This is a genomic window from Thauera sp. WH-1, from assembly GCF_047806685.1.
GTDB lineage: Bacteria > Pseudomonadota > Gammaproteobacteria > Burkholderiales > Rhodocyclaceae > Thauera.
On sequence record NZ_JBLQGP010000002.1, the window covers coordinates 86,180 to 104,830 of the forward strand.

Genomic DNA, 18,651 nt, shown 5'->3' on the forward strand with positions numbered 1-18,651 from the left:
AGGGAGACGGAATATGGCTAGCGGTAAGGAAATCCGTACCAAGATCAAGAGCGTGCAGAACACGCGCAAGATCACCAAGGCCATGGAGATGGTGGCCGCGTCCAAGATGCGCAAGGCGCAGGACCGGATGCGTGCTGCCCGCCCCTTTGCCGAGAAAATCCGCCGACTCGCCGCGAATCTGTCCCAGGCCAATGTGACCGACTACAAGCACCCCTTCCTGGTCCGCAAGGACCAGGTCAAGCGGGTGGGGCTGATCCTGGTGACCACCGACAAGGGTTTGTGCGGTGGCCTCAACACCAACGTCCAGCGCGTCGCACTCAACGCGATGAAGGACTGGGAGTCCTCGGGCGTGACCGAGATCCGTGCCTGCTGCATCGGCAACAAGGGTCTGGGCTTCATGCAGCGCATGGGCGCCAAGGTGGCGTCGAACGTCACCCAGTTGGGTGACACGCCGCACCTGGAGAAGCTGATCGGTCCGGTCAAGGTCATGCTCGACGCGTTCCAGAACGACGAGCTCGACGCGGTTTACCTCGCCTATACCCGCTTCGTGAACACCATGAAGCAGGAGCCGGTGCTCGAGCAGGTGCTGCCGCTCACCGGCGAGAAGCTGGGTACGCCCGAGAGCTCATGGGACTACCTCTACGAGCCGGACCCCCAGGTCGTCATCGACGAGCTGCTGGTCCGCTATGTCGAGGCGCTGGTCTATCAGGCCGTGGCCGAGAACATGGCATCCGAACAGAGCGCGCGCATGGTGGCAATGAAGGCCGCTTCCGACAATGCCAAGAACGTGATTGGCGAACTGCAGCTGGTCTACAACAAGACCCGCCAGGCCGCGATCACCAAGGAGCTGTCGGAAATCGTCGGCGGCGCCGCCGCGGTGTAACGGATTATTGATTTAAGGATATGACGATGAGTCAAGGTACGATCGTTCAGTGCATCGGCGCCGTGGTGGACATCCAGTTCCCGCGCGATTCGATGCCCAAGGTGTATGACGCCCTGAAGCTCGAGGACGCTGCCGACTCCTTCGCCGAAGCTGGCCTGACCTTCGAGGTCCAGCAGCAACTCGGTGACGGCGTGGTGCGGACCATCGCGCTGGGTTCTTCCGACGGCCTGCGCCGCGGCATGAAGGTTTCCGGCACCGGCAAGCCGATCTCGGTCCCCGTCGGCCACGGCACGCTCGGCCGCATCATGGACGTGCTGGGTCGTCCGATCGACGAAGCCGGTCCGATCGAGACCGACGAGCTGCGCGCCATCCACCAGAAGGCGCCCAAGTTCGACGAGCTGTCGCCGTCGGTCGAGCTGCTCGAGACCGGCATCAAGGTGATCGACCTGATCTGCCCGTTCGCCAAGGGCGGCAAGGTCGGCCTGTTCGGTGGCGCCGGTGTGGGCAAGACCGTGAACATGATGGAGCTGATCAACAACATCGCCAAGCAGCACTCAGGCCTGTCGGTGTTCGCTGGCGTGGGTGAGCGTACCCGTGAGGGCAACGACTTCTACCACGAGATGAAGGACTCCAACGTGCTCGACAAGGTCGCGATGGTGTTCGGCCAGATGAACGAGCCCCCGGGCAACCGTCTGCGCGTGGCGCTGACCGGCCTGACCATGGCCGAGCGCTTCCGTGACGAAGGCCGCGACATCCTGTTCTTCGTGGACAACATCTACCGCTACACCCTGGCCGGTACCGAAGTGTCCGCGCTGCTGGGCCGGATGCCGTCCGCGGTGGGCTATCAGCCGACGCTGGCCGAGGAAATGGGCCGCCTGCAGGAGCGCATCACCTCGACCAAGGTGGGCTCGATCACCTCGATCCAGGCCGTTTATGTGCCCGCGGATGACTTGACCGACCCGTCGCCCGCCACCACCTTCCTGCACCTCGACTCCACCGTCGTGCTGTCGCGTGACATCGCCGCGCTGGGTATCTACCCGGCCGTGGATCCGCTCGACTCGACCTCGCGCCAGCTCGATCCGCTAGTCGTGGGCGAAGAGCACTATGGCGTTGCCCGTCAGGTCCAGCAGACCCTGCAGAAGTACAAGGAACTGCGCGACATCATCGCGATTCTGGGCATGGACGAACTGTCGCCGGAAGACAAGCTTGCCGTGGCGCGCGCGCGCAAGATCCAGCGCTTCCTGTCGCAGCCCTTCCACGTGGCGGAAGTGTTCACCGGCTCGCCGGGCAAGTACGTCTCGCTGAAGGACACGATCAAGGGCTTCAAGATGATCGTCAGCGGCGAACTGGACAGCCTGCCGGAACAGGCCTTCTACATGGTCGGCAACATCGACGAGGCCATCGAAAAGGCCAAGAAGCTCCAGTAACGAGGCTGCCCGCGCGCCGCCATCATGGCGCGCGGGACATCAAGAGGAAACACTATGGCTATGACGGTTCACGTCGACATCGTCAGTGCGGAAGAACAGATCTTCTCCGGGCTGGCCGAATTCGTCGCGCTGCCTGGCGAGACGGGTGAACTCGGCATCCTGCCTGGTCACATGCCGCTCATGACCCGGATCAAGCCGGGTGCCGTGCGGGTGCGTGCCCAGAACGCGACCGAAGACGAGCTGGTCTTCGTCGCGGGTGGCCTGCTGGAAGTTCAACCGGGTCTGGTGACGGTGCTCGCCGACACCGCGATCCGCGGTAAGGATCTGGACGAGGCCAAGGCGCTCGAAGCCAAACGCAAGGCCGAGGAAGCGATGGCCAACCAGACCGCGCGTCTGGACTACGCCAAGGCCCAGGCCGAGCTGATGGAGGCGGTGGCGCAACTCGCCGCCATCCAGCGGCTGCGCAAGCGCGGTCACTGAGCAGCGCCCTTCGCCGGCGCATCAGGAAAGCGGCTCTTCGGAGCTGCTTTTTTTTGGCTGCAGAAGCGCGAAGGCGGCGACGGCCGCGGCTTACGCGCGCCGGGCGCGCTGTTCCAGGCGCCTGATGCGTTTCTCGAGCCGCGCCGCATCGTCGCGCAGCGCAACCAGCGACTGGGCGAAGGGCGCGAGTGCCGCCCTCGGTACCAGCAGCGGGGCTTCTTCGGTGAGGTATTCGGCGACATTGCCGCCCACACGCTCCGCTGACCGCCGACCTTCGGCGACCAGCTTGCGGCCGGTGTCCATCAGGCGGTGGGCGGTGATGTCGCCGAACACCCGCGACAGGTCTTCCTCGGCGTCCCAGCGCAGGTGGCGGAACACGAAGCCGAGGGCCTCGGCAAATTCGGCGTTGCCCTCAATGCGCACGTGACGCATCGCCGTTTCCAGCCCATCGACCAGTAGCCGCGGCAATTCACCGACGGCGACGCGCAGGCCGACGTCGGGCGGAGCCTCGCCTGCCCACTCGGCGAGGTAGCCGTCGGCCGTCACGCAGAAGTCCACGTCGCCGATGGGACTGAGCGCCAGTCTGGCCGTCTGCCCGGCGTGGGGCTGCAGGCGCTGGCGTGCCCAGCCGGACTGGGCGAGGAGGTGGTTGGTGGCCGACAGGAAGGCGCTGGAGAGCATGCGGCGCTGCCAAAAAAGAAGGAGGCACCTGAGCAGTGCCTCCCGGGGTTACGCGAGCGGGCTTACTGGAGCTGCTGCACGCCGGCGATCAGCCACCCACCGCTGCCGCTGACCGGCTTGGTGAGGTGCCAGATCTCGTTGAAGGCCACCGGCGCGGCATCGGCCTCTTCGCGCAGCAGGCCATCGAAACGCACACTCACCACGTAGCGGTTGTCGGCTTCCTCGACGTCGATCACTTCGGCATTGAGTTCGGCGACGTCGGTGCGCTGTTCGGCGCCACGGCGCTCGTTGAGCTGCATGCACAATTCGGCGAACACCTCGGGCGTGGTGAATTCGCGCAGGTCGTCGAGATTGCCGGCATCGTTGGCCGCCTGCAGGCGGATGAAGTTCAGCTTGGCCTGACGCGCAAAACCTTCGGTGTCGAAGCCCGATGCAATCGCCTTGTCGAGCCCGCTGCTTGCCGGCTCGCCCTGCGCGGCGCCGCTGCTCAATGCCGGCTGGCCCTGGAAGGGCATGGTGTTGCCCGTGGTGCTGCCCGCCGCAGCCGGCGCGCCGGCGTACTGCAGGCCACGACCTTGCTGGGCGTTCGCGCCGGCATTGCGGCGGAAGATCATGCGGAAGATGAAGAAGGCCGCTGCGGCGAGCAGCAGGATCATGAAGAAGTTGGCGAAGCCTTCGCCGAGACCCAGATGCGAGAACAGCGCCGCGAGGCCGAGGCCGGCGGCGAGGCCGGCGATCGGACCCATCCACGAGCGGCTCTGGGCCGCAGGCGCGGCAGCACCCTGACGCGGTGCCTGCTGCTGGGTGGCGGCGGGCTGGCGCGGCTGCGACGGCGGTGTGGCCTGGCGCTGCATGCCGAAGCTGCTGCCGCCGCCAAGGCGCTTGGCCTCGGCCTCGGGGATCACCATGGCGAAGGAAGCGATCGCAAGGACGAGCGAGAGGAAGAAGGATTTCATGGGTGTTGAGTCTCCAGGTTCAGATCTTGTAGCCACGGTGCAGCGCAACAACGCCGGCACTCAGGTTGAAGTAGTCGACCCGGCCAAGGCCGGCTTGTTCCATCATGGACTTCAATTCTTCCTGCCCCGGGTGCATGCGGATGGATTCGGCGAGGTAGCGATAGCTGTCGGCGTCGCGCGCCACCTTGTCGCCCATCCAGGGCAGCAGCTTGAAGGAATAGAGGTCGTAGAGCGGTGACAGCGGCTTCCATACGCGCGAGAACTCCAGCACCAGCAGGCGGCCGCCCGGGCGCAGCACGCGGCGCATCTCGGCCAGGGCGACGTCCTTGTGTGTCATGTTGCGCAGCCCGAAGGCGACCGTGACGCAGTCGAACCAGTCGTCGGGGAAGGGTAGCTTTTCGGCATTGCATTGCGCCGCCGGCATCGGGACGCCGCGGTCGATCATGCGGTCGCGGCCACGCGTGAGCATGGCGTGGTTGATGTCGGTGAGCCACACCTGGCCGGCCCTGCCCACCTTCCGTGCAAACGCGAGCGAGAGGTCGGCGGTGCCGCCGGCGACGTCGAGCACGCGGTCGCCCTCGCGCACGCCCGAAACCTGGATGGTGAAGGCCTTCCAGATCCGGTGCAGGCCGAACGACATCAGGTCGTTCATGATGTCGTACTTGCTCGCGACCGAGGAGAAGACCTCGGCCACTTTCTTTTCCTTCTGTTCCTCGGCCACCGTCTGGTAGCCGAAGTGCGTCGTCTTGTCGCTCATGATGTGCTCAGTGGTGATGGCCGCAACCGCCACCCTTCGGCGCCGGCGGCGGGAGCAGGGCCGGGTCGCGGGTACCGCCCTCGTGCTCGAGGCGCTCGAGGTAGGCCGCCCACAGCGCCTCCTGCTCGCGCCCGAGCCCGTAAAGGTAGTCCCATGAGTACAGGCCGCTGTCGTGCCCATCGGAGAACACCGGCTTGATGGCGTAGTTGCCGACCGGCGAGATGTCGACGATGTCGACGTCGCGCTTGCCCTGCTGCAGGGTCTCCTGCCCGGGGCCGTGGCCGCGGACCTCGGCGGAGGGCGAGTACACGCGCAGGAATTCGAAGGGCAGTTCGAAGCGGCTGCCGTCGTCAAAGGCGATCTCGAGACGCCTGGACTTGCGGTGCACCGTGATCTCGGTGGGAATCGGCGTGTTGCGATCGAGTCCGGCCATGGTTTCAGTCCCGGTTTTGGGGCCACAATCATACCCGAATCGGTGCCGGCCGTTCCCAGTGCCGGCGCCAGCGGGGCAGGCCCGCGCCGCCACGGTGGTGTTTCACTGCGATGACGTGTCATGAAAGCGTCAAAGAGCTGCAATACACTGCCGCTGCTGCTTACACGGAGTCGAGGCATGCCAGCGAACATCTTGCTTGTGGAAGACGAACCGGCGATTCAGGAACTGATTGCCGCCAACCTCGCGCGTGCCGGGCACCACGTCGTGCGTGCCGCGGATGCGGAGACGGCCCAGCGCATCGTGCGCGAGGCGCTGCCCGACCTGGTCCTGCTCGACTGGATGCTGCCGGGCGCCTCCGGGGTCGAGTTTGCGCGCCGCCTGCGCGCCGAAGAGCGCACCCGCGAGATTCCCATCATCATGCTCACTGCGCGGGGCGAGGAGCAGGACAAGGTCACCGGGCTCGAGACCGGCGCCGATGACTACATCACCAAGCCCTTCAGCCCGCGCGAGCTGGTCGCCCGCATCAAGGCAGTGTTGCGTCGGCGCGCGCCCCAGGCGACCGAGGACGCGGTCGAGCTCGGCGGCCTGCGCCTCGACCCCGCCACGCACCGGGTGAGCGCCGGCCAGACCGCGCTCGCCCTCGGGCCGACCGAGTTTCGTCTGCTGCACTTTCTCATGACCCATCCCGAGCGCGTGCATTCACGTGCCCAGTTGCTCGACCAGGTCTGGGGCGATCACGTGTTCGTCGAGGAACGCACCGTCGACGTCCATATCCGGCGCCTGCGTTGCGCGCTCGAGCCCAGTGCCCACGACAGCCTGATCCAGACCGTGCGCGGCAGCGGCTACCGCTTCTCGGTGCAGGCGCCGCTGAGCTCGGCTGCGTCCTGATCGACAGCCCATCCCGAGCGGCCCCAGCGTGATCCTCAGACCCCTGCGCTATATCGGTATCGGTGCCGCCACGCCCTTCATCGCGGTCATCGTGCTGGCGGCGCTGGCGGCGGCGTATCGCGGTGCCGATGCGGCGCTGGCCATGCTGCTGGTGGGCCTCATCGCGTCAGCCATTCTGCTCGTGCGCAACCTGCTCGCGCTCGTGGAATGGGCGCGACAGCCGGTCGGCACCCCCGTGCCGCAGGGAGAAGGCGTGTGGGGAGGCGTGTTCGCCGAGATCGGCGAGCGCCTGCAGCGTGAATGCGAGGTCAAGGAAAGGCTGTCGGCCCAGCTTGGGCGATTCCAGCAGGCGGCGCAAGCGATGCCGGACGGCGTGCTGTACCTCGACGAGGACGACACGATCGAATGGATGAACCCGATGGCCGAGCAGCATTTCGACCTCGACCGTCGGCACGATCTGCGCGCGCCGCTGCAGAACCTGATCCGCCAGCCCGAGTTCGTCGCCTACCTGGCCGCGAACGATTTCAGCGAGCCGCTGGTGATGCACTCGCAGCGCCGGCGCGACCGCGCGCTGCAGATCCTGGTCATCACCTTTGCCGGCAAGCGGCGCATGGTGCTGTCGCGCGACATCTCCCAGCTCGAGCGCCTGGAGAACATGCGGCGCGACTTCGTCGCCAACGTGTCGCACGAGCTGCGCACGCCGCTGACCGTGGTGGGGGGCTTTCTCGAGACCCTGATCGACGGCATCGACCACTATTCGCGCGAGGAGGTCATCCAGTACCTGAGCCTGGCGAGCGAGCAGTCGGACCGCATGAAGCGCCTGATCGAGGGGCTGTTGACGCTGTCGGCGCTGGAGACCGGTGCGCCTGCCCAGGTCGACGAGCTGGTCGATGCCATCGGCCTGGTGCGCGAGGTCGCGGCCGAGACCGAGCTGCTGTCGGCCGGCCGCCACGAGATCCGGCTGGTGCTGGAGGGCGGCGAGGCTGCCGTGCTCGGCAGCCGCAAGGAGTTGCACAGCGCGTTCGCCAACCTTGCCAGCAATGCGGTGCGCTACACGCCGGCCGGCGGGCACATCGAGATCGGCTGGCGCGCCAGCGCCGAGGGCGGCGAGTACTGGGTCAGCGATGACGGGATCGGCATCGATCCGACGCACATCCCGCGTCTGACCGAGCGCTTCTACCGGGTCGACCGCGGGCGCTCGCGCGAGACCGGCGGCACCGGCCTCGGCCTGGCGATCGTCAAGCACATCGTCACCCGCCACCAGGGCGAACTGGCGGTCGACAGCGAACTGGGCAAGGGCAGCCGCTTCACGATGCGTTTCCCGGCGGCACGCCTCAGGCGGGAATAGGCTCGACCTCGTCGAAGCTGCACTGGTCGAAATTGGCACCTCGCAGCAACAGCTTGCTCAGTTCGACCTTGCGTGCGACGCCGTCCTGGCGCAGCTCGAGGATCCGTCCGCGCCGGAACCACTGCGCCGGCAGCACCAGCGAGGGGGCGGACTTCAGGGCTGGCGAGGCCGGCAGCAGGAAGGCCTGGTGGTAGGGCTCGCGGCCGCCGTTGCTGGTCTGGCGGATCGCCAGCACGCGCGGGATGCCGGGCAGCACATTGACGCCGATTTCGAGCATGCCTTCGGCGCGGTACATCAGCCAGCTCAGGTCGCCCAGCAGGAACTGCTCGCCGTCGGGCGGCCGGATGGCGATGAGCTGGTGATGCTCGAGGCGCGACGCGACGCTGCGGCGCTGCAGCCGGAAGCCGCCGACCGACTGGTCGAGCAGACCCCAGCGCTCGCATTCGAGACCGAGCATCTCGGCCTGCTCCTTGCGCCGTTGCAGCTCACGTTGCGGATCGGGGACCAGGCTCGCGCGCTCGCGGAAGGTGAGCAGCGCGATGTCGTCGGCCCGCGGACGGTGCGGCGAGGTCGTGCGCGGCTGCTGGAACAGCTCGCCCTGGATGGCGAAGCCCATGCCCAGCCAGTCCCCGGTGAGCTCGACCTCGCCGGCCTTGCTGCGTCGCGGAAAGCGCCTGCCGGCGGCGGCCAGCCCCCAGGGCCGGTACAGCGACAGCAACAGACGGCCGGCGTCGCCGGTCGAGCAATCCTCGCCCAGTCCAAGCGAGGCCGGTTTGACGCCGCGCTTGAACTGCGCCATCACGGCCTGGATCTGGGTTGCCAGCGCGCTGCCGTCGAAACGCATCAGGCTCGGCGTGCGGGCGAGCAGGCCGAGCGGGCGCAGGCCCTGGTCGAGCTCGAAATCGACCCCGTAGGTGGTCGACTTCGAGCTCTCCAGCTCGGCATCGACCGCGCAGTAGGGCGCGAAGCGCTGCGCCCAGCGCACGATCCAGCTCAGCTCGCGCTCGCTGCGGCCGTAGGGGTTGGCGAGATCGACGAGCAGGATCGCGACGTAGGCCTCGTGCGGGCTTTGCGCGCGCCAGGTTTCGTTGAGCGGCTCGGAGACCCGGATGCGGGCGAGGCCCTGCTCGAGCGCGCTGGCATAGCTCCTGTGCAGGGTGCGCCACATGCCCGGCTCGAGTGCGCGATGGGCACGGAAGTACTCGATCAGGGCCAGGCCCTCGTACAGGATGCGGCGTTGCATCAGCAGGGCACGCTGGTCGTCCAGCGTGCCCTCGGTCGCGTCGGCGTCGGCGATGCGTGCGTAGGACCGCGCCATGTCCTGCCACAGGGCGATCACGCGGCCGAGGGTGGCGTTCTCCTCGCTGTCGGGCGGCAGCGGGTGGGCGGCATAGCGCCGCGCCATCTCGCCCTGCGCGAAGCTCAGCGTGTCACGCGCGGCTTCGAGCACCTCGAGGTGCTGGTTGGGGGCGGGGCGACCCTCGAGCAAGCCGTGCACAATTTGCACCAGCGTCTGGTGCGTGGCCTTGACGTCGATCGGATGAAGGCGCTGCAGCAGGTCGAGGCAGGCGGAGGGGTGGGTGTAATCCATGGCGTAGGGTCGAGGTTCGCGCGCGGCCGGCTCAGTCCGCGTGCGCGAGGCTGAGCGCGTCGTCGATGGCGCGTGCGAGGGCAACGGGGTCGGCTGCGGGGTGGACGACGCCGTCGCGCTGCGCGGCGCCCCACACGGACTCCGGAAAGTGGCGGTCGTCGCGGTAGCGCGGGATCACGTGCCAGTGCAGGTGCGGCACCATGTTGCCAAAGCTGGCGAGGTTGATCTTGTCGGGGTGGAGCAGGCCGCGCAGCGCGGCCTCGGTCGCCATTACCACCGCGAGCAGGTGCCGGCGATCGGCGCCGACGAGGTCGGTCATCTCGGCGACGTGTTCGCCCCACACCACGCGGCAGAAGCCGGGGTGGGCGGGGTCATCGACACGGATCACCCGGCAGCGGTCGTCTTCCCAGACGATGTGTTCGGGCGGCAGGGCGCACAAGGGGCAATCCATGGTTGATCTCGATCGGCTGGGGAGGCATTTCGGGACTCACACTCTAACCCGGTCCAAATCCTGCACACGAGGAATTGTTACGCATTCGGGCTCGGCCCGGCTGCGGACGGCCGCGGGTAATCCTGCGCCACGGTGGTGCCGTCGCCGAGCGGCGCCGGTGCGCCGTTGTGGAAGGCCACCAGTGTGCCGGGCGGGATGTCGGTCCACGATTCGTTGTCGGTGAGCGCAGTGGTGGCGATCACCGCGACGCGGTCGTCGGGCGTCGTCACCTCGTTGAAGTCGACGGCGAGATCCTCGTCCGACAGGTGGGCGACCGGGAAGGGGGCCTGGCGCACGATGTAGCACAGGCGCGAGGAGCAATGGGCGAACAGCCAGTCGCCGTCCGAGAGCAGGAAGTTGAACTCGCCCTGGCCGCCGATCTCGCAGGCCAGCTCGCGCAGCGCGCCATGCAGCTCGGCCGGCGCCGGCCGGCCCTGCGGAAAGCGGCTGGCCAGCGCATCGAGGATGGCGCAGAAGGCGAGCTCGGAGTCGGTCGTGCCGACCGGCAGGAAGCGCCCGGACAGGGTGGGCGCAAACGCGCGCAGGTTGCCGTTGTGAGCGAAGATCCAGTAGCGCCCCCACAGCTCGCGCTGGAAGGGGTGGGTGTTCTCGAGCCGAACCTCGCCCTGGGTGGCCTTGCGGATGTGCGCGATGACATTGAGCGAGCGGATCGGGTAGTGCTTGACCAGTTCGGCCACCGGGGAGTGCGCGCTGGGCGCGGGGTCGAGGAACATGCGCACGCCCGTGCCCTCGAAGAAGGCGATGCCCCAGCCGTCCCGATGGTGGTCCGTGCGTCCGCCGCGCGCGCGAAAGCCGGCGAAGGAAAAGCAGATATCGGTCGGCACGTTGCAGTTCATGCCGAGCAACTGGCACATGGTCGCACTCCGGGCAGCGGGCAATAAGGCCGCAGTATAGCGAAGCGACCGCAGATCCCGGCCGCGCGCGGCCTCAGGGTGCACTGGGTGCCGTCGCCGTGCGCGCCCTGGCGGCGCCCTGGCGGTCGACCAGCCAGTCGGTCAGGCTGGCGGCGAGCCACATGGCGCTCAGCGTCACCCATGCGGTGAGGGCAAACACCGCCGCCCCCGACACGCCGGCGCCGACCGCACAGCCGCCGGCGAGCATGCCGCCAAAGCCCATCAGTACCGCACCGACGATGTAGCGGCGCATCGCGTGGCCGCCCTGGAAACCTTCGAGCTTGAGCTCGCGGGCCAGCAGCGCAGCGACGAAGGAGCCGACAAAGACGCCCGGCACCATGCCGAGGTCGAAATTGAGGGGCTGGCCCGGCGGCGACAGCACGCGCATCAGCACATCGGCCGAGGGGCCGGTGAAGGACAGGCTCTGCACCGGCGTCGGCTCGAAGCTGAGACCGGCCATGCGATGGGTGAACCACCACGCCAGTCCCACCGTCAGGCCGGCGCCGATGCCGCCCATCCAGCCCCACGGCGCGATGCGGCTGCGCCTGGCGAACACGATGGCGCCGGCGAGCCAGACGAGGCCGAACACCAGCCCGCCGCTCCTGCCCAGGCCACTGAGGGCGAGCAGGTCGCGCGCGCTGCCGCCGTCGATCACCCACAGCGCGGCGAGCGCCTCGCGCCATGGCGACAGGGCGCCGCTCATCGCGGCCTGGGCGGTGACGGCGAAGATCAGCCCGGACAGCAGGGCACGCAGGTTGCCGTTTGCCGCCAGCACCAGCAGGCGGCTCGAGCAGCCGCGGGCGAGGACCATGCCGATGCCGAACAGCAGGCCGCCGATTGCGGCACCGGACAGGCTTCCCTGACTGGCAAGCTGGCGTACGTTGGCGGTATCGAACAGGCCCGCGAGGATCAGGCCCTGGGTGAGGATGATCGCGGACGAGAAGGCGAGCAGCCAGACGGCGAGCTTGGGGCCGAGCTCGCCGCGCGCCACCTCGACCACGGCGGCGCGCAGGCAGAAACGCGAACGCTGGGCGAGAAAGCCGAACAAGCCGCCGATGAACAGGCCCCCCAGCGCCAGGCTGCGATCCTCCCCCAGCCATTCGATGAGCTCGATCATCGTCGTCATGTCCTCCTCCCGCGCGGCGCTCGGACCCGCGTCGTACAGCACTCGCCAGCATTCAAGAATATAAGAATGTGACGAATTAGAGGGGAGGACATTGACGCAGCGCAAGCCTGCGTCACGCGGCGGCGGCAAACGGGCCGCCGCCGGTCAGGGCGAGGCTCAGCCGCCCAGCTTGCGCTTCAGCAGCTCGTTCACCTGGGCCGGGCTGGCCTTGCCCTTGCTGGCCTTCATGACCTGGCCGACCAGCGCGTTGAAGGCCTTCTCCTTGCCGGCGCGGAATTCGTCCACCGACTTCGGGTTGGCCGCCAGCACGTCGTCGATCATGGCCTCGATCGCGCCCGTATCGGTGACCTGCTTGAGGCCTTGCTTGTCGATGATGTCGTCGGCGGTCTGGCCTTCGCCGTTCCACAGCGCCTCGAACACCTTCCTGGCGATGGCGTTCGAGATCGTGTTGTCGGCGATGCGCGCCACCAGCCCGGCGAGCTGCGCGGGCGACACCGGCGAGGCGGTGACGTCGAGCTCGGCCTTGTTGAGGCGCGCGGCGAGATCGCCCATCACCCAGTTGGCGCAGGGTTTGGCGAGCGCCGCACCGGCCGCCGACACCGTGGCCTGGTAGAAGTCGGCGACCTCCTTGGAGGCGGTGAGGGTGGTGGCGTCATAGGCCGACAGGCCCCAGTCGTGCATGAAGCGCGCCTTCATCGCCCCCGGCAGCTCGGGCATCGCCGCCTGCACGCGTGCCTTCCACTCCGGCGCGATCATCAGCGGCAGCAGGTCGGGGTCGGGGAAGTAGCGGTAGTCGTGGGCGTCTTCCTTGCTGCGCATCATGCGCGTCTCGCCCGTGTCGGGGTCGAACAGCACGGTGGCCTGCTGGACGCGGCCGCCGTCCTCCAGGGTGTCGATCTGCCACTGGACCTCGTAATCGATCGCCTGCTGCAGGAAGCGGAAGGAGTTGAGGTTCTTGATCTCGCGCCGCGTGCCGAACTCGGCCGCACCCTTCTTGCGCACCGACACGTTGGCGTCGCAGCGAAACGAGCCTTCCTGCATGTTGCCGTCGCAGATGTCGATCCAGCGTACCAGCGCATGCAGCGTGCGGGCGTAGGCCACGGCCTCGGCGGAGGAGCGCATGTCGGGCTCGGAAACGATCTCGAGCAGCGGCGTGCCGGCGCGGTTGAGGTCGATGCCGGTCATGCCGTGGAAGTCCTCGTGCAGGCTCTTGCCCGCGTCTTCCTCGAGGTGGGCGCGGGTCAGGCGCACGGTCTTCTCGTAGGCGGCCTCACCCTCGCCGACGCGGATCGTGATCGCGCCCCCGACCACGACCGGCAGGTCCATCTGGCTGATCTGGTAGCCTTTGGGGAGGTCGGGGTAGAAGTAGTTCTTGCGTGCGAACACGCTCTTCTCGGCGACATGGGCGCCGATCGCGAGCCCGAAGCGGATCGCACGCTCGACCGCGCCGCGGTTGAGCACCGGCAGCACGCCGGGCAGGGCGATGTCCACCGCGCTCGCCTGGCGGTTGGGCTCGGCGCCGAAGGCGGTGCTGGCGCCGGAAAAGATCTTGCTGGCGGTGTTGAGCTGGGCGTGGACTTCCAGTCCGATGACGACTTCCCAATCCGTTCTGCTCATGGTCGATTCTCTCGTTGCAGGCGATCGGCCCGCTTCAATGACACTGTCCGTTCGACCGATCGACGATGATCGGCCACACGTAGTCGAAGGCGCCCCGCGTGCAGCGGCCGGCGCAGTTGGCGAAGCCGACGGTGACCGCTTCGCCCTGTTCCCAGATATTCACCGTGCAGCCGTCGCTGGCGCTGAGCTGCACGCTGGGCAGGCGGCGGGTCTGCGTGAACGGGCCCTCGAAGCGGCAGCTGCCGCGGCGCGGAATGTCGACCGCGGCGCTGAAGGCGCGCACGTCCGATTGCGCGATGTCGAGGCGGACCACGGTGAGGTAGCCCGCTTCGTCGCGGAAGCGGCAGTCGGTGCTGACGTCGAAGGGGCGCACCGGCATCGGCTGCAGGCGGCCGGCGGCTGCGGTCGGCCGTTCCAGCCAGGCTTCGGGGATCGTCCCTGCGCCCGCGCTCGGTGACGGCGGTGGCGGGGGGCTTGCGCAGGCGCCGAGCAGGACGGCCGCCGAGGCCCCCAGGCTGGCGCGACGCAGGCTGCTCCTCATCGCCGCGGCAGGCGCGTCAGGCCGCACATGCCGGCCGCCGGACATGCCAGTCGGTGGCCTGCTGGAAGCGGTGGGCGGCGTTCAGCAGCCGGCTCTCGGCGAAGTAGTCGCCGATCAGCTGCATGCCCACCGGCAGGCCGTCGCTGCCAAAGCCCGCGGGATGCGACAGGCCGGGCAGCCCTGCGAGGTTGACCGCGATGGTGTAGATGTCCGACAGGTACATCTGCACCGGGTCGTCCGCCATCTCGCCCAGCGCCCAGGCGGTGCGCGGCGTGGTCGGGCCGGCGATGAGGTCGCAGTGCTGCAGCGCGGCTTGGAAGTCCTGTGCGATCAGGCGGCGCAGGCGCTGCGCCTGCAGGTAGTAGGCGTCGTAGTAGCCGTGCGACAGGACGTAGGTGCCGATCAGGATGCGGCGCTTGACCTCGGCGCCGAAGCCCTCGGCGCGGCTCTTGCTGTACATGTCGACGAGGTCGCCGTAGTCGGCGGCGCGGTGGCCGTAGCGCACGCCGTCGAAGCGGGACAGGTTGCTCGAGCACTCGGCCGGCGCGATCACATAGTAGGCCGGGATCGCCAGCTTGGCGTTGGGCAACGAGACCTCGACCGTGGTGGCGCCCAGGGCGCGGTATTGCGCGAGCGCGGCCTCGACCGCAGCACGCACGTCGTCGGCCATGCCCTCGGCGAAGAACTCGCGCGGCAGGCCTATGCGCAGGCCCTCGAGCGGGCGGGTGGAGGCGGGCGCGGCGAGCGCGGCGGCATAGTTCTCGGTGGGGCGCTCCAGGCTGGTGGAGTCACGCTCGTCGAAGCCGGTCATCGCCGACAGCAGCAGCGCGCAGTCTTCGGCGCTGGCGCCGAAGGCGCCGCCCTGGTCGAGCGAGGAGGCGTAGGCGATCATGCCCCAGCGGCTCACCAGGCCATAGGTGGGCTTGATGCCGGTGATGCCGCAGAAGGCCGCCGGCTGGCGCACCGAGCCGCCGGTGTCGGTGCCGGTGGCGATCGGCGCCAGGCGCGCGGCCACTGCGGCGGCCGAGCCGCCCGACGAGCCGCCGGGAACACGCGCAAGCTTCCACGGGTTCTTCACCGCGCCGTAGTACGAGCTCTCGTTCGACGAGCCCATCGCGAACTCGTCCATGTTCGCCTTGCCCAGGCTCACCGCGCCGGCCGCCTTGAGCAGGCTCACCACGTGGGCGTCGTAGGGGCTGACGAAGTTGGCCAGCATCTTCGAGCCGCAGGTGGTCAGCACGCCTTCGGTGCAGAACACGTCCTTGTGCGCGAGCGGGATGCCGGTGAGCGCGCCGGCCTGGCCGGCCGCAATGCGTTCGTCGGCCGCACGCGCGGCGGCGAGCGCACCCTCGCGGTCGACGGTGATGAAGGCGTTGAGCTCGGGGTTGAGCGCGTCGATGCGGTCGAGGAACAGGGTCGCGAGTTCGACGCTGGAGATCTGCCGCGCGTCGAGCGCGCGGCGCAGTTCCGGAAGGGATGCGTTGATCATGGGGTCTGCAGGCAGGAGAGGGGCTCGGGCAGGGGCTCGGGCAGGGCGCGCGGGCAACGCCCCGGCGCGGCGCTCATTCGATGACTTTCGGCACCAGGTAGAGGCCGGCTTCGGTCTGCGGCGCGATCTGCTGGAAGGCGTCGCGGCGGTCGGTGTCGGTGACGAGGTCGGCGCGCAGGCGGGTGCCGAATTCCTGCGCATGGCTCATCGGTTCGACGCCCGCGGTGTCGACCGCCTGCATCTGCTCGATGAGCGCGAAGATGTCGTTGAGCTTGGTCCGGGTGGCGTCGATTTCGGCGTCGGTCAGCGCGACCCGTGCGAGGCGGGCGATGTGGCCCACTTGTTCATTGGACAGCGACATGAGGTAACAAAACCTGCTGAATCCACAAAGGTTTGTAGGTTATCATAATCCTCTTTGCCCCGCCTGGGGCTACACCCCGTGGCGCCCGCGTCCGGGGCCATCGCGATGCGGCACGCGATCCACACAGTCCACCGGTTTCGGAAGGTTTCATGTTCGGTTTCCTGCGCTCCTATTTCTCCAGCGATCTCGCGATCGATCTCGGCACGGCCAACACGCTGATATACGTGCGCGGCAAAGGCATCGTCCTCGACGAGCCCTCCGTGGTGGCGATCCGCACCGAGGGCGGGCCCAATGCCAAGCGCTCGATCCAGGCCGTCGGCCACCAGGCCAAGCTGATGCTTGGCAAGACGCCCGGCAACATCACCGCCATCCGGCCGATGAAGGACGGCGTGATCGCCGACTTCGTCGTCACCGAGCAGATGATCAAGCAGTTCATCAAGAAGGTGCACGACTCGCGCCTGCTGTCGCCCTCCCCGCGCATCATCATCTGCGTGCCCTGCGGTTCGACCCAGGTCGAGCGCCGCGCGATCCGCGACGCCGCCCTGGCGGCCGGCGCCTCGCAGGTGTTCCTGATCGAGGAGCCGATGGCGGCCGCGATCGGCGCCGGCCTGCCGGTGTCGGATGCGACCGGCTCGATGGTGGTCGACATCGGCGGCGGCACCACCGAGGTTGGCGTCATCTCGCTCGGCGGCATCGTGTACTCGGGCAGCATCCGCGTCGGCGGCGACAAGTTCGACGAGTCCATCGTCAATTACATCCGCCGCAACTACGGCATGCTCATCGGCGAGACCACCGCCGAGAAGATCAAGAAGGAGATCGGCTCGGCCTTTCCCGGCTCCGAGGTGCGCGAGATGGAGGTCAAGGGCCGCAACCTGGCCGAGGGCATTCCGCGCAGCTTCACGATCTCGTCCAACGAGATCCTCGAGGCGCTCGCCGAGCCGATGAACCAGATCGTCTCCGCGGTCAAGATCGGTCTCGAGCAGACCCCGCCCGAGCTCGGTGCCGACATCGCCGAGCGCGGCATGATGCTGACCGGCGGCGGCGCCCTGGTGCGCGACCTCGACCGCCTGCTGATGGAAGAGACCGGCCTGCCGGTGGTGGTGGCCGAGGAACCGCTGACCTGCGTGGCGCGCGGCTGCGGCATGGCGCTCGACAAGATGGACCAGCTCGCCTCCATCTTCACCTCCGAGTGATGTCCCGCTCCGGCGCGCGCGCCGGGGCGTGGCGACACCGTGCAACCTGACGGCCCTGGTTTTTTCGGATGTCTTTCGTCGGCCATCAGCCCCCACCGATCTTCAAGCGCGGCCCGGCGCCGCTGGCGCGCCTGTTCATGTTTGTCGCCCTGTGCCTCGTGCTGCTGGTGGCGGACCTGCGCTTTCGCTACCTCGAGGTGCTGCGCAACGGCCTGTCGGTGATCACCTACCCGCTGCAGATGGCCGCGTCCACGCCGGCCGATGTGGTGCGCAACGCCACGCGCTACTTCGGCACCCTGATCGACGTCCAGCTCGAGAACGCCGAGCTGCGCCGCCACCAGCTCGACGTCGGCGAGCGCCTGCTGCGCTTCGACCATCTCGAGCGCGAGAACGCGCAGCTGCGCGCCTTGCTGGAGATGTCGCAGCGCATCGCGGTGCGCAGCGTGGCCGCCGACATCCTCTACAACGCCCCCGACCCTTTCGCACGCAAAGTCATCCTCGACCGCGGTGCGCAGCAGGGCGTGGAGGCCGGGCTGGCGGTGGTCGATGCGCGCGGCGTGATCGGCCAGATCACGCGCGTGCATCCGATCCAGTCCGAAGTGACCCTGCTCACCGACCGTCGGCAGTCGATTCCGGTCAGCGTGGTGCGCAACGGCGTGCGTGGCGTGCTCTACGGCACCGGGCGCGGCACCCTGGAGATGCGCCATGTGCTCGCCGATGTGGACATCCGCCCCGGCGACCAACTCGTGACCTCCGGCCTGGACGGCGTCTACGTGCCCGGCCTGCCGGTGGCGACGGTGCTCAGCGTCGATCGCGAGGCCGACGCCTTCGCCCGCATCGAGTGCGAGCCGCTGGCCGCCATCGAGCGCAGCGTGCAGGTGCTGGTGGTGGGCCGCGCCGCCTACCCGCCGCCACCACCCGCAGCCGAGGGAGGACGCTGACCCATGCAGCCGACCAATCGCTCCAGCCGCATCCTGCTGCCGGTCAAGCTCTGGTTCGTCTACCTGAGCCTGTTCGTCGCCCTCGGCCTGGAGTACATCCCCACCGGTCGTACCCCCGGCCTGCCCGACTGGGTGGCGCTGGTGCTGGTGTTCTGGTGCGTGCGCGAGCCGCTGCTGATCGGCATGGGGGCGGGCTTCGTGTTCGGCCTGCTGGTCGATGTCGGACTGGGCGCGGCGATGGGCCAGCATGCGCTCGCCTATGTGCTGCTCGCCTACCTCGGCAACACGCTGGCGCGTCGCATCCTGTGGTTCCCGTCCTGGCAGCAGGCGCTGCACGTGCTGCCGCTGCTGCTGCTCGCCCAGGTGCTGATGGTGGTGGTCCGCCTGCTGGCGGGCGGCGAGTTCCCGGGCTGGTCCTATTTCCTGTCGAGCCTCACCAGCGTGCTGCTGTGGGCCCCGCTGTCCTTCCTGCTGCTGCTGCCGCAGTACCAGCCGGTGGAGCGCGATGACAACCGCCCGATCTGAGGCCGGCGGC

Annotated in this window: 20 protein-coding genes; 8 read left to right on the forward strand and 12 right to left on the reverse strand. The window is 68.3% G+C overall.

Features of this window, described 5'->3' with window-relative positions; genetic code table 11:
• The first annotated feature begins 13 nt into the window (after nucleotides 1-13).
• The 3 genes from atpG to ACMV5O_RS02635 are packed head-to-tail and all read left to right on the forward strand — an operon-like array spanning nucleotide 14 to nucleotide 2,790.
• Nucleotides 14-883: a F0F1 ATP synthase subunit gamma gene (gene atpG, locus ACMV5O_RS02625; RefSeq protein WP_416162020.1), complete on the forward strand. Its 870-nt coding sequence runs from the start codon at nucleotides 14-16 to the stop codon at nucleotides 881-883.
• A gap of 26 nt (nucleotides 884-909) precedes the next feature.
• Nucleotides 910-2,310, forward strand: a complete 1,401-nt coding sequence (gene atpD / locus ACMV5O_RS02630; protein ID WP_416162021.1) for a F0F1 ATP synthase subunit beta — start codon at nucleotides 910-912, stop codon at nucleotides 2,308-2,310.
• A gap of 54 nt (nucleotides 2,311-2,364) precedes the next feature.
• The gene (locus tag ACMV5O_RS02635) at nucleotides 2,365-2,790 is read left to right on the forward strand and encodes a F0F1 ATP synthase subunit epsilon (protein WP_002925429.1); all 426 of its coding nucleotides are present in this window, start codon (nucleotides 2,365-2,367) and stop codon (nucleotides 2,788-2,790) included.
• 90 nt (nucleotides 2,791-2,880) lie between these two features.
• Here the strand turns inward: ACMV5O_RS02635 and ACMV5O_RS02640 are convergent, their stop codons facing one another.
• The 4 genes from ACMV5O_RS02640 to ACMV5O_RS02655 all read right to left on the reverse strand — a co-directional run bounded on the left by ACMV5O_RS02640 (nucleotide 2,881) and on the right by ACMV5O_RS02655 (nucleotide 5,617).
• Nucleotides 2,881-3,471 (reverse strand): ubiquinone biosynthesis accessory factor UbiJ, encoded by a 591-nt coding sequence (locus tag ACMV5O_RS02640; protein WP_416162022.1) that lies wholly within the window; start codon nucleotides 3,469-3,471, stop codon nucleotides 2,881-2,883.
• Nucleotides 3,472-3,533: 62 nt separating this feature from the next.
• The gene (locus ACMV5O_RS02645) at nucleotides 3,534-4,427 is read right to left on the reverse strand and encodes a Tim44 domain-containing protein (RefSeq protein WP_416162023.1); all 894 of its coding nucleotides are present in this window, start codon (nucleotides 4,425-4,427) and stop codon (nucleotides 3,534-3,536) included.
• Nucleotides 4,428-4,446: 19 nt separating this feature from the next.
• Complete coding sequence (gene ubiE, locus ACMV5O_RS02650) at nucleotides 4,447-5,184, reverse strand: bifunctional demethylmenaquinone methyltransferase/2-methoxy-6-polyprenyl-1,4-benzoquinol methylase UbiE (RefSeq protein ID WP_416162024.1); 738 nt, start codon at nucleotides 5,182-5,184, stop codon at nucleotides 4,447-4,449.
• Nucleotides 5,185-5,191: 7 nt separating this feature from the next.
• Nucleotides 5,192-5,617 carry a gamma-butyrobetaine hydroxylase-like domain-containing protein gene (locus tag ACMV5O_RS02655; protein WP_416162025.1) on the reverse strand — a complete coding sequence of 142 codons (426 nt, stop codon included), beginning with the start codon at nucleotides 5,615-5,617 and terminating at the stop codon, nucleotides 5,192-5,194.
• Nucleotides 5,618-5,794: 177 nt separating this feature from the next.
• On the opposite strand from ACMV5O_RS02655, the gene phoB reads away from it, so the two are divergent.
• Together phoB and phoR are read left to right on the forward strand one after the other, a co-directional pair.
• A complete protein-coding gene (phoB, locus tag ACMV5O_RS02660; protein WP_416162026.1) occupies nucleotides 5,795-6,505 on the forward strand; it encodes a phosphate regulon transcriptional regulator PhoB in 711 nt (236 codons plus the stop codon).
• Between the two features lie 28 nt (nucleotides 6,506-6,533).
• Nucleotides 6,534-7,853 (forward strand): phosphate regulon sensor histidine kinase PhoR, encoded by a 1,320-nt coding sequence (gene phoR, locus ACMV5O_RS02665; protein WP_416162027.1) that lies wholly within the window; start codon nucleotides 6,534-6,536, stop codon nucleotides 7,851-7,853.
• On the opposite strand, the gene ACMV5O_RS02670 is transcribed toward phoR, so the two are convergent.
• The 8 genes from ACMV5O_RS02670 to gatC form a co-directional block, all read right to left on the reverse strand.
• Nucleotides 7,840-9,444, reverse strand: a complete 1,605-nt coding sequence (locus ACMV5O_RS02670; RefSeq protein WP_416162028.1) for a hypothetical protein — start codon at nucleotides 9,442-9,444, stop codon at nucleotides 7,840-7,842. The genes phoR and ACMV5O_RS02670 overlap by 14 nt on opposite strands.
• Before the next feature lie 31 nt (nucleotides 9,445-9,475).
• A complete protein-coding gene (locus tag ACMV5O_RS02675; protein ID WP_416162029.1) occupies nucleotides 9,476-9,895 on the reverse strand; it encodes an HIT family protein in 420 nt (139 codons plus the stop codon).
• A 77-nt stretch (nucleotides 9,896-9,972) separates the two neighbouring features.
• Entirely contained in the window at nucleotides 9,973-10,809 is an 837-nt protein-coding gene (locus tag ACMV5O_RS02680) for a class II glutamine amidotransferase (protein ID WP_416162030.1), read from the reverse strand.
• Between the two features lie 73 nt (nucleotides 10,810-10,882).
• Nucleotides 10,883-11,974, reverse strand: a complete 1,092-nt coding sequence (locus ACMV5O_RS02685) for a YeeE/YedE family protein (RefSeq protein WP_416162031.1) — start codon at nucleotides 11,972-11,974, stop codon at nucleotides 10,883-10,885.
• Between the two features lie 156 nt (nucleotides 11,975-12,130).
• Complete coding sequence (gatB, locus tag ACMV5O_RS02690; protein ID WP_416162032.1) at nucleotides 12,131-13,591, reverse strand: Asp-tRNA(Asn)/Glu-tRNA(Gln) amidotransferase subunit GatB; 1,461 nt, start codon at nucleotides 13,589-13,591, stop codon at nucleotides 12,131-12,133.
• Between the two features lie 34 nt (nucleotides 13,592-13,625).
• Entirely contained in the window at nucleotides 13,626-14,132 is a 507-nt protein-coding gene (locus tag ACMV5O_RS02695) for a hypothetical protein (protein WP_416162033.1), read from the reverse strand.
• A gap of 16 nt (nucleotides 14,133-14,148) precedes the next feature.
• Nucleotides 14,149-15,621, reverse strand: a complete 1,473-nt coding sequence (gene gatA, locus ACMV5O_RS02700) for an Asp-tRNA(Asn)/Glu-tRNA(Gln) amidotransferase subunit GatA (RefSeq protein WP_416162034.1) — start codon at nucleotides 15,619-15,621, stop codon at nucleotides 14,149-14,151.
• 73 nt (nucleotides 15,622-15,694) lie between these two features.
• On the reverse strand, nucleotides 15,695-15,982 hold the full coding sequence (gene gatC, locus ACMV5O_RS02705; protein WP_416162035.1) for an Asp-tRNA(Asn)/Glu-tRNA(Gln) amidotransferase subunit GatC: 288 nt from the start codon (nucleotides 15,980-15,982) through the stop codon (nucleotides 15,695-15,697).
• A gap of 149 nt (nucleotides 15,983-16,131) precedes the next feature.
• Here gatC and ACMV5O_RS02710 point away from each other — a divergent pair, with 149 nt between their 5' ends.
• The 3 genes from ACMV5O_RS02710 (at nucleotide 16,132) to mreD (ending at nucleotide 18,641) form a co-directional block, all read left to right on the forward strand.
• Nucleotides 16,132-17,175: a rod shape-determining protein gene (locus tag ACMV5O_RS02710; protein WP_324539733.1), complete on the forward strand. Its 1,044-nt coding sequence runs from the start codon at nucleotides 16,132-16,134 to the stop codon at nucleotides 17,173-17,175.
• 68 nt (nucleotides 17,176-17,243) lie between these two features.
• A complete protein-coding gene (gene mreC / locus ACMV5O_RS02715) occupies nucleotides 17,244-18,116 on the forward strand; it encodes a rod shape-determining protein MreC (protein ID WP_416162036.1) in 873 nt (290 codons plus the stop codon).
• 3 nt (nucleotides 18,117-18,119) lie between these two features.
• A complete protein-coding gene (gene mreD, locus ACMV5O_RS02720) occupies nucleotides 18,120-18,641 on the forward strand; it encodes a rod shape-determining protein MreD (RefSeq protein ID WP_416162037.1) in 522 nt (173 codons plus the stop codon).
• The last annotated feature ends 10 nt before the right edge of the window (nucleotides 18,642-18,651 follow it).

What these genes read in the sequence shown, in the direction of transcription:
- ACMV5O_RS02685 (WP_416162031.1), bottom strand. Translation starts at nt 11,974, where the DNA reads ATGACGACGATGATCGAGCTCATCGAATGGCTGGGGGAGGATCGCAGC.
- ACMV5O_RS02655 (WP_416162025.1), bottom strand. Translation starts at nt 5,617, where the DNA reads ATGGCCGGACTCGATCGCAACACGCCGATTCCCACCGAGATCACGGTG.
- phoB (WP_416162026.1), top strand. Translation starts at nt 5,795, where the DNA reads ATGCCAGCGAACATCTTGCTTGTGGAAGACGAACCGGCGATTCAGGAA.
- ACMV5O_RS02640 (WP_416162022.1), bottom strand. Translation starts at nt 3,471, where the DNA reads ATGCTCTCCAGCGCCTTCCTGTCGGCCACCAACCACCTCCTCGCCCAG.
- ACMV5O_RS02675 (WP_416162029.1), bottom strand. Translation starts at nt 9,895, where the DNA reads ATGGATTGCCCCTTGTGCGCCCTGCCGCCCGAACACATCGTCTGGGAA.
- ACMV5O_RS02645 (WP_416162023.1), bottom strand. Translation starts at nt 4,427, where the DNA reads ATGAAATCCTTCTTCCTCTCGCTCGTCCTTGCGATCGCTTCCTTCGCC.
- ubiE (WP_416162024.1), bottom strand. Translation starts at nt 5,184, where the DNA reads ATGAGCGACAAGACGACGCACTTCGGCTACCAGACGGTGGCCGAGGAA.
- ACMV5O_RS02695 (WP_416162033.1), bottom strand. Translation starts at nt 14,132, where the DNA reads ATGAGGAGCAGCCTGCGTCGCGCCAGCCTGGGGGCCTCGGCGGCCGTC.
- atpD (WP_416162021.1), top strand. Translation starts at nt 910, where the DNA reads ATGAGTCAAGGTACGATCGTTCAGTGCATCGGCGCCGTGGTGGACATC.
- gatB (WP_416162032.1), bottom strand. Translation starts at nt 13,591, where the DNA reads ATGAGCAGAACGGATTGGGAAGTCGTCATCGGACTGGAAGTCCACGCC.
- ACMV5O_RS02680 (WP_416162030.1), bottom strand. Translation starts at nt 10,809, where the DNA reads ATGTGCCAGTTGCTCGGCATGAACTGCAACGTGCCGACCGATATCTGC.
- mreC (WP_416162036.1), top strand. Translation starts at nt 17,244, where the DNA reads ATGTCTTTCGTCGGCCATCAGCCCCCACCGATCTTCAAGCGCGGCCCG.
- gatA (WP_416162034.1), bottom strand. Translation starts at nt 15,621, where the DNA reads ATGATCAACGCATCCCTTCCGGAACTGCGCCGCGCGCTCGACGCGCGG.
- atpG (WP_416162020.1), top strand. Translation starts at nt 14, where the DNA reads ATGGCTAGCGGTAAGGAAATCCGTACCAAGATCAAGAGCGTGCAGAAC.
- gatC (WP_416162035.1), bottom strand. Translation starts at nt 15,982, where the DNA reads ATGTCGCTGTCCAATGAACAAGTGGGCCACATCGCCCGCCTCGCACGG.
- ACMV5O_RS02670 (WP_416162028.1), bottom strand. Translation starts at nt 9,444, where the DNA reads ATGGATTACACCCACCCCTCCGCCTGCCTCGACCTGCTGCAGCGCCTT.
- ACMV5O_RS02635 (WP_002925429.1), top strand. Translation starts at nt 2,365, where the DNA reads ATGGCTATGACGGTTCACGTCGACATCGTCAGTGCGGAAGAACAGATC.
- ACMV5O_RS02710 (WP_324539733.1), top strand. Translation starts at nt 16,132, where the DNA reads ATGTTCGGTTTCCTGCGCTCCTATTTCTCCAGCGATCTCGCGATCGAT.
- mreD (WP_416162037.1), top strand. Translation starts at nt 18,120, where the DNA reads ATGCAGCCGACCAATCGCTCCAGCCGCATCCTGCTGCCGGTCAAGCTC.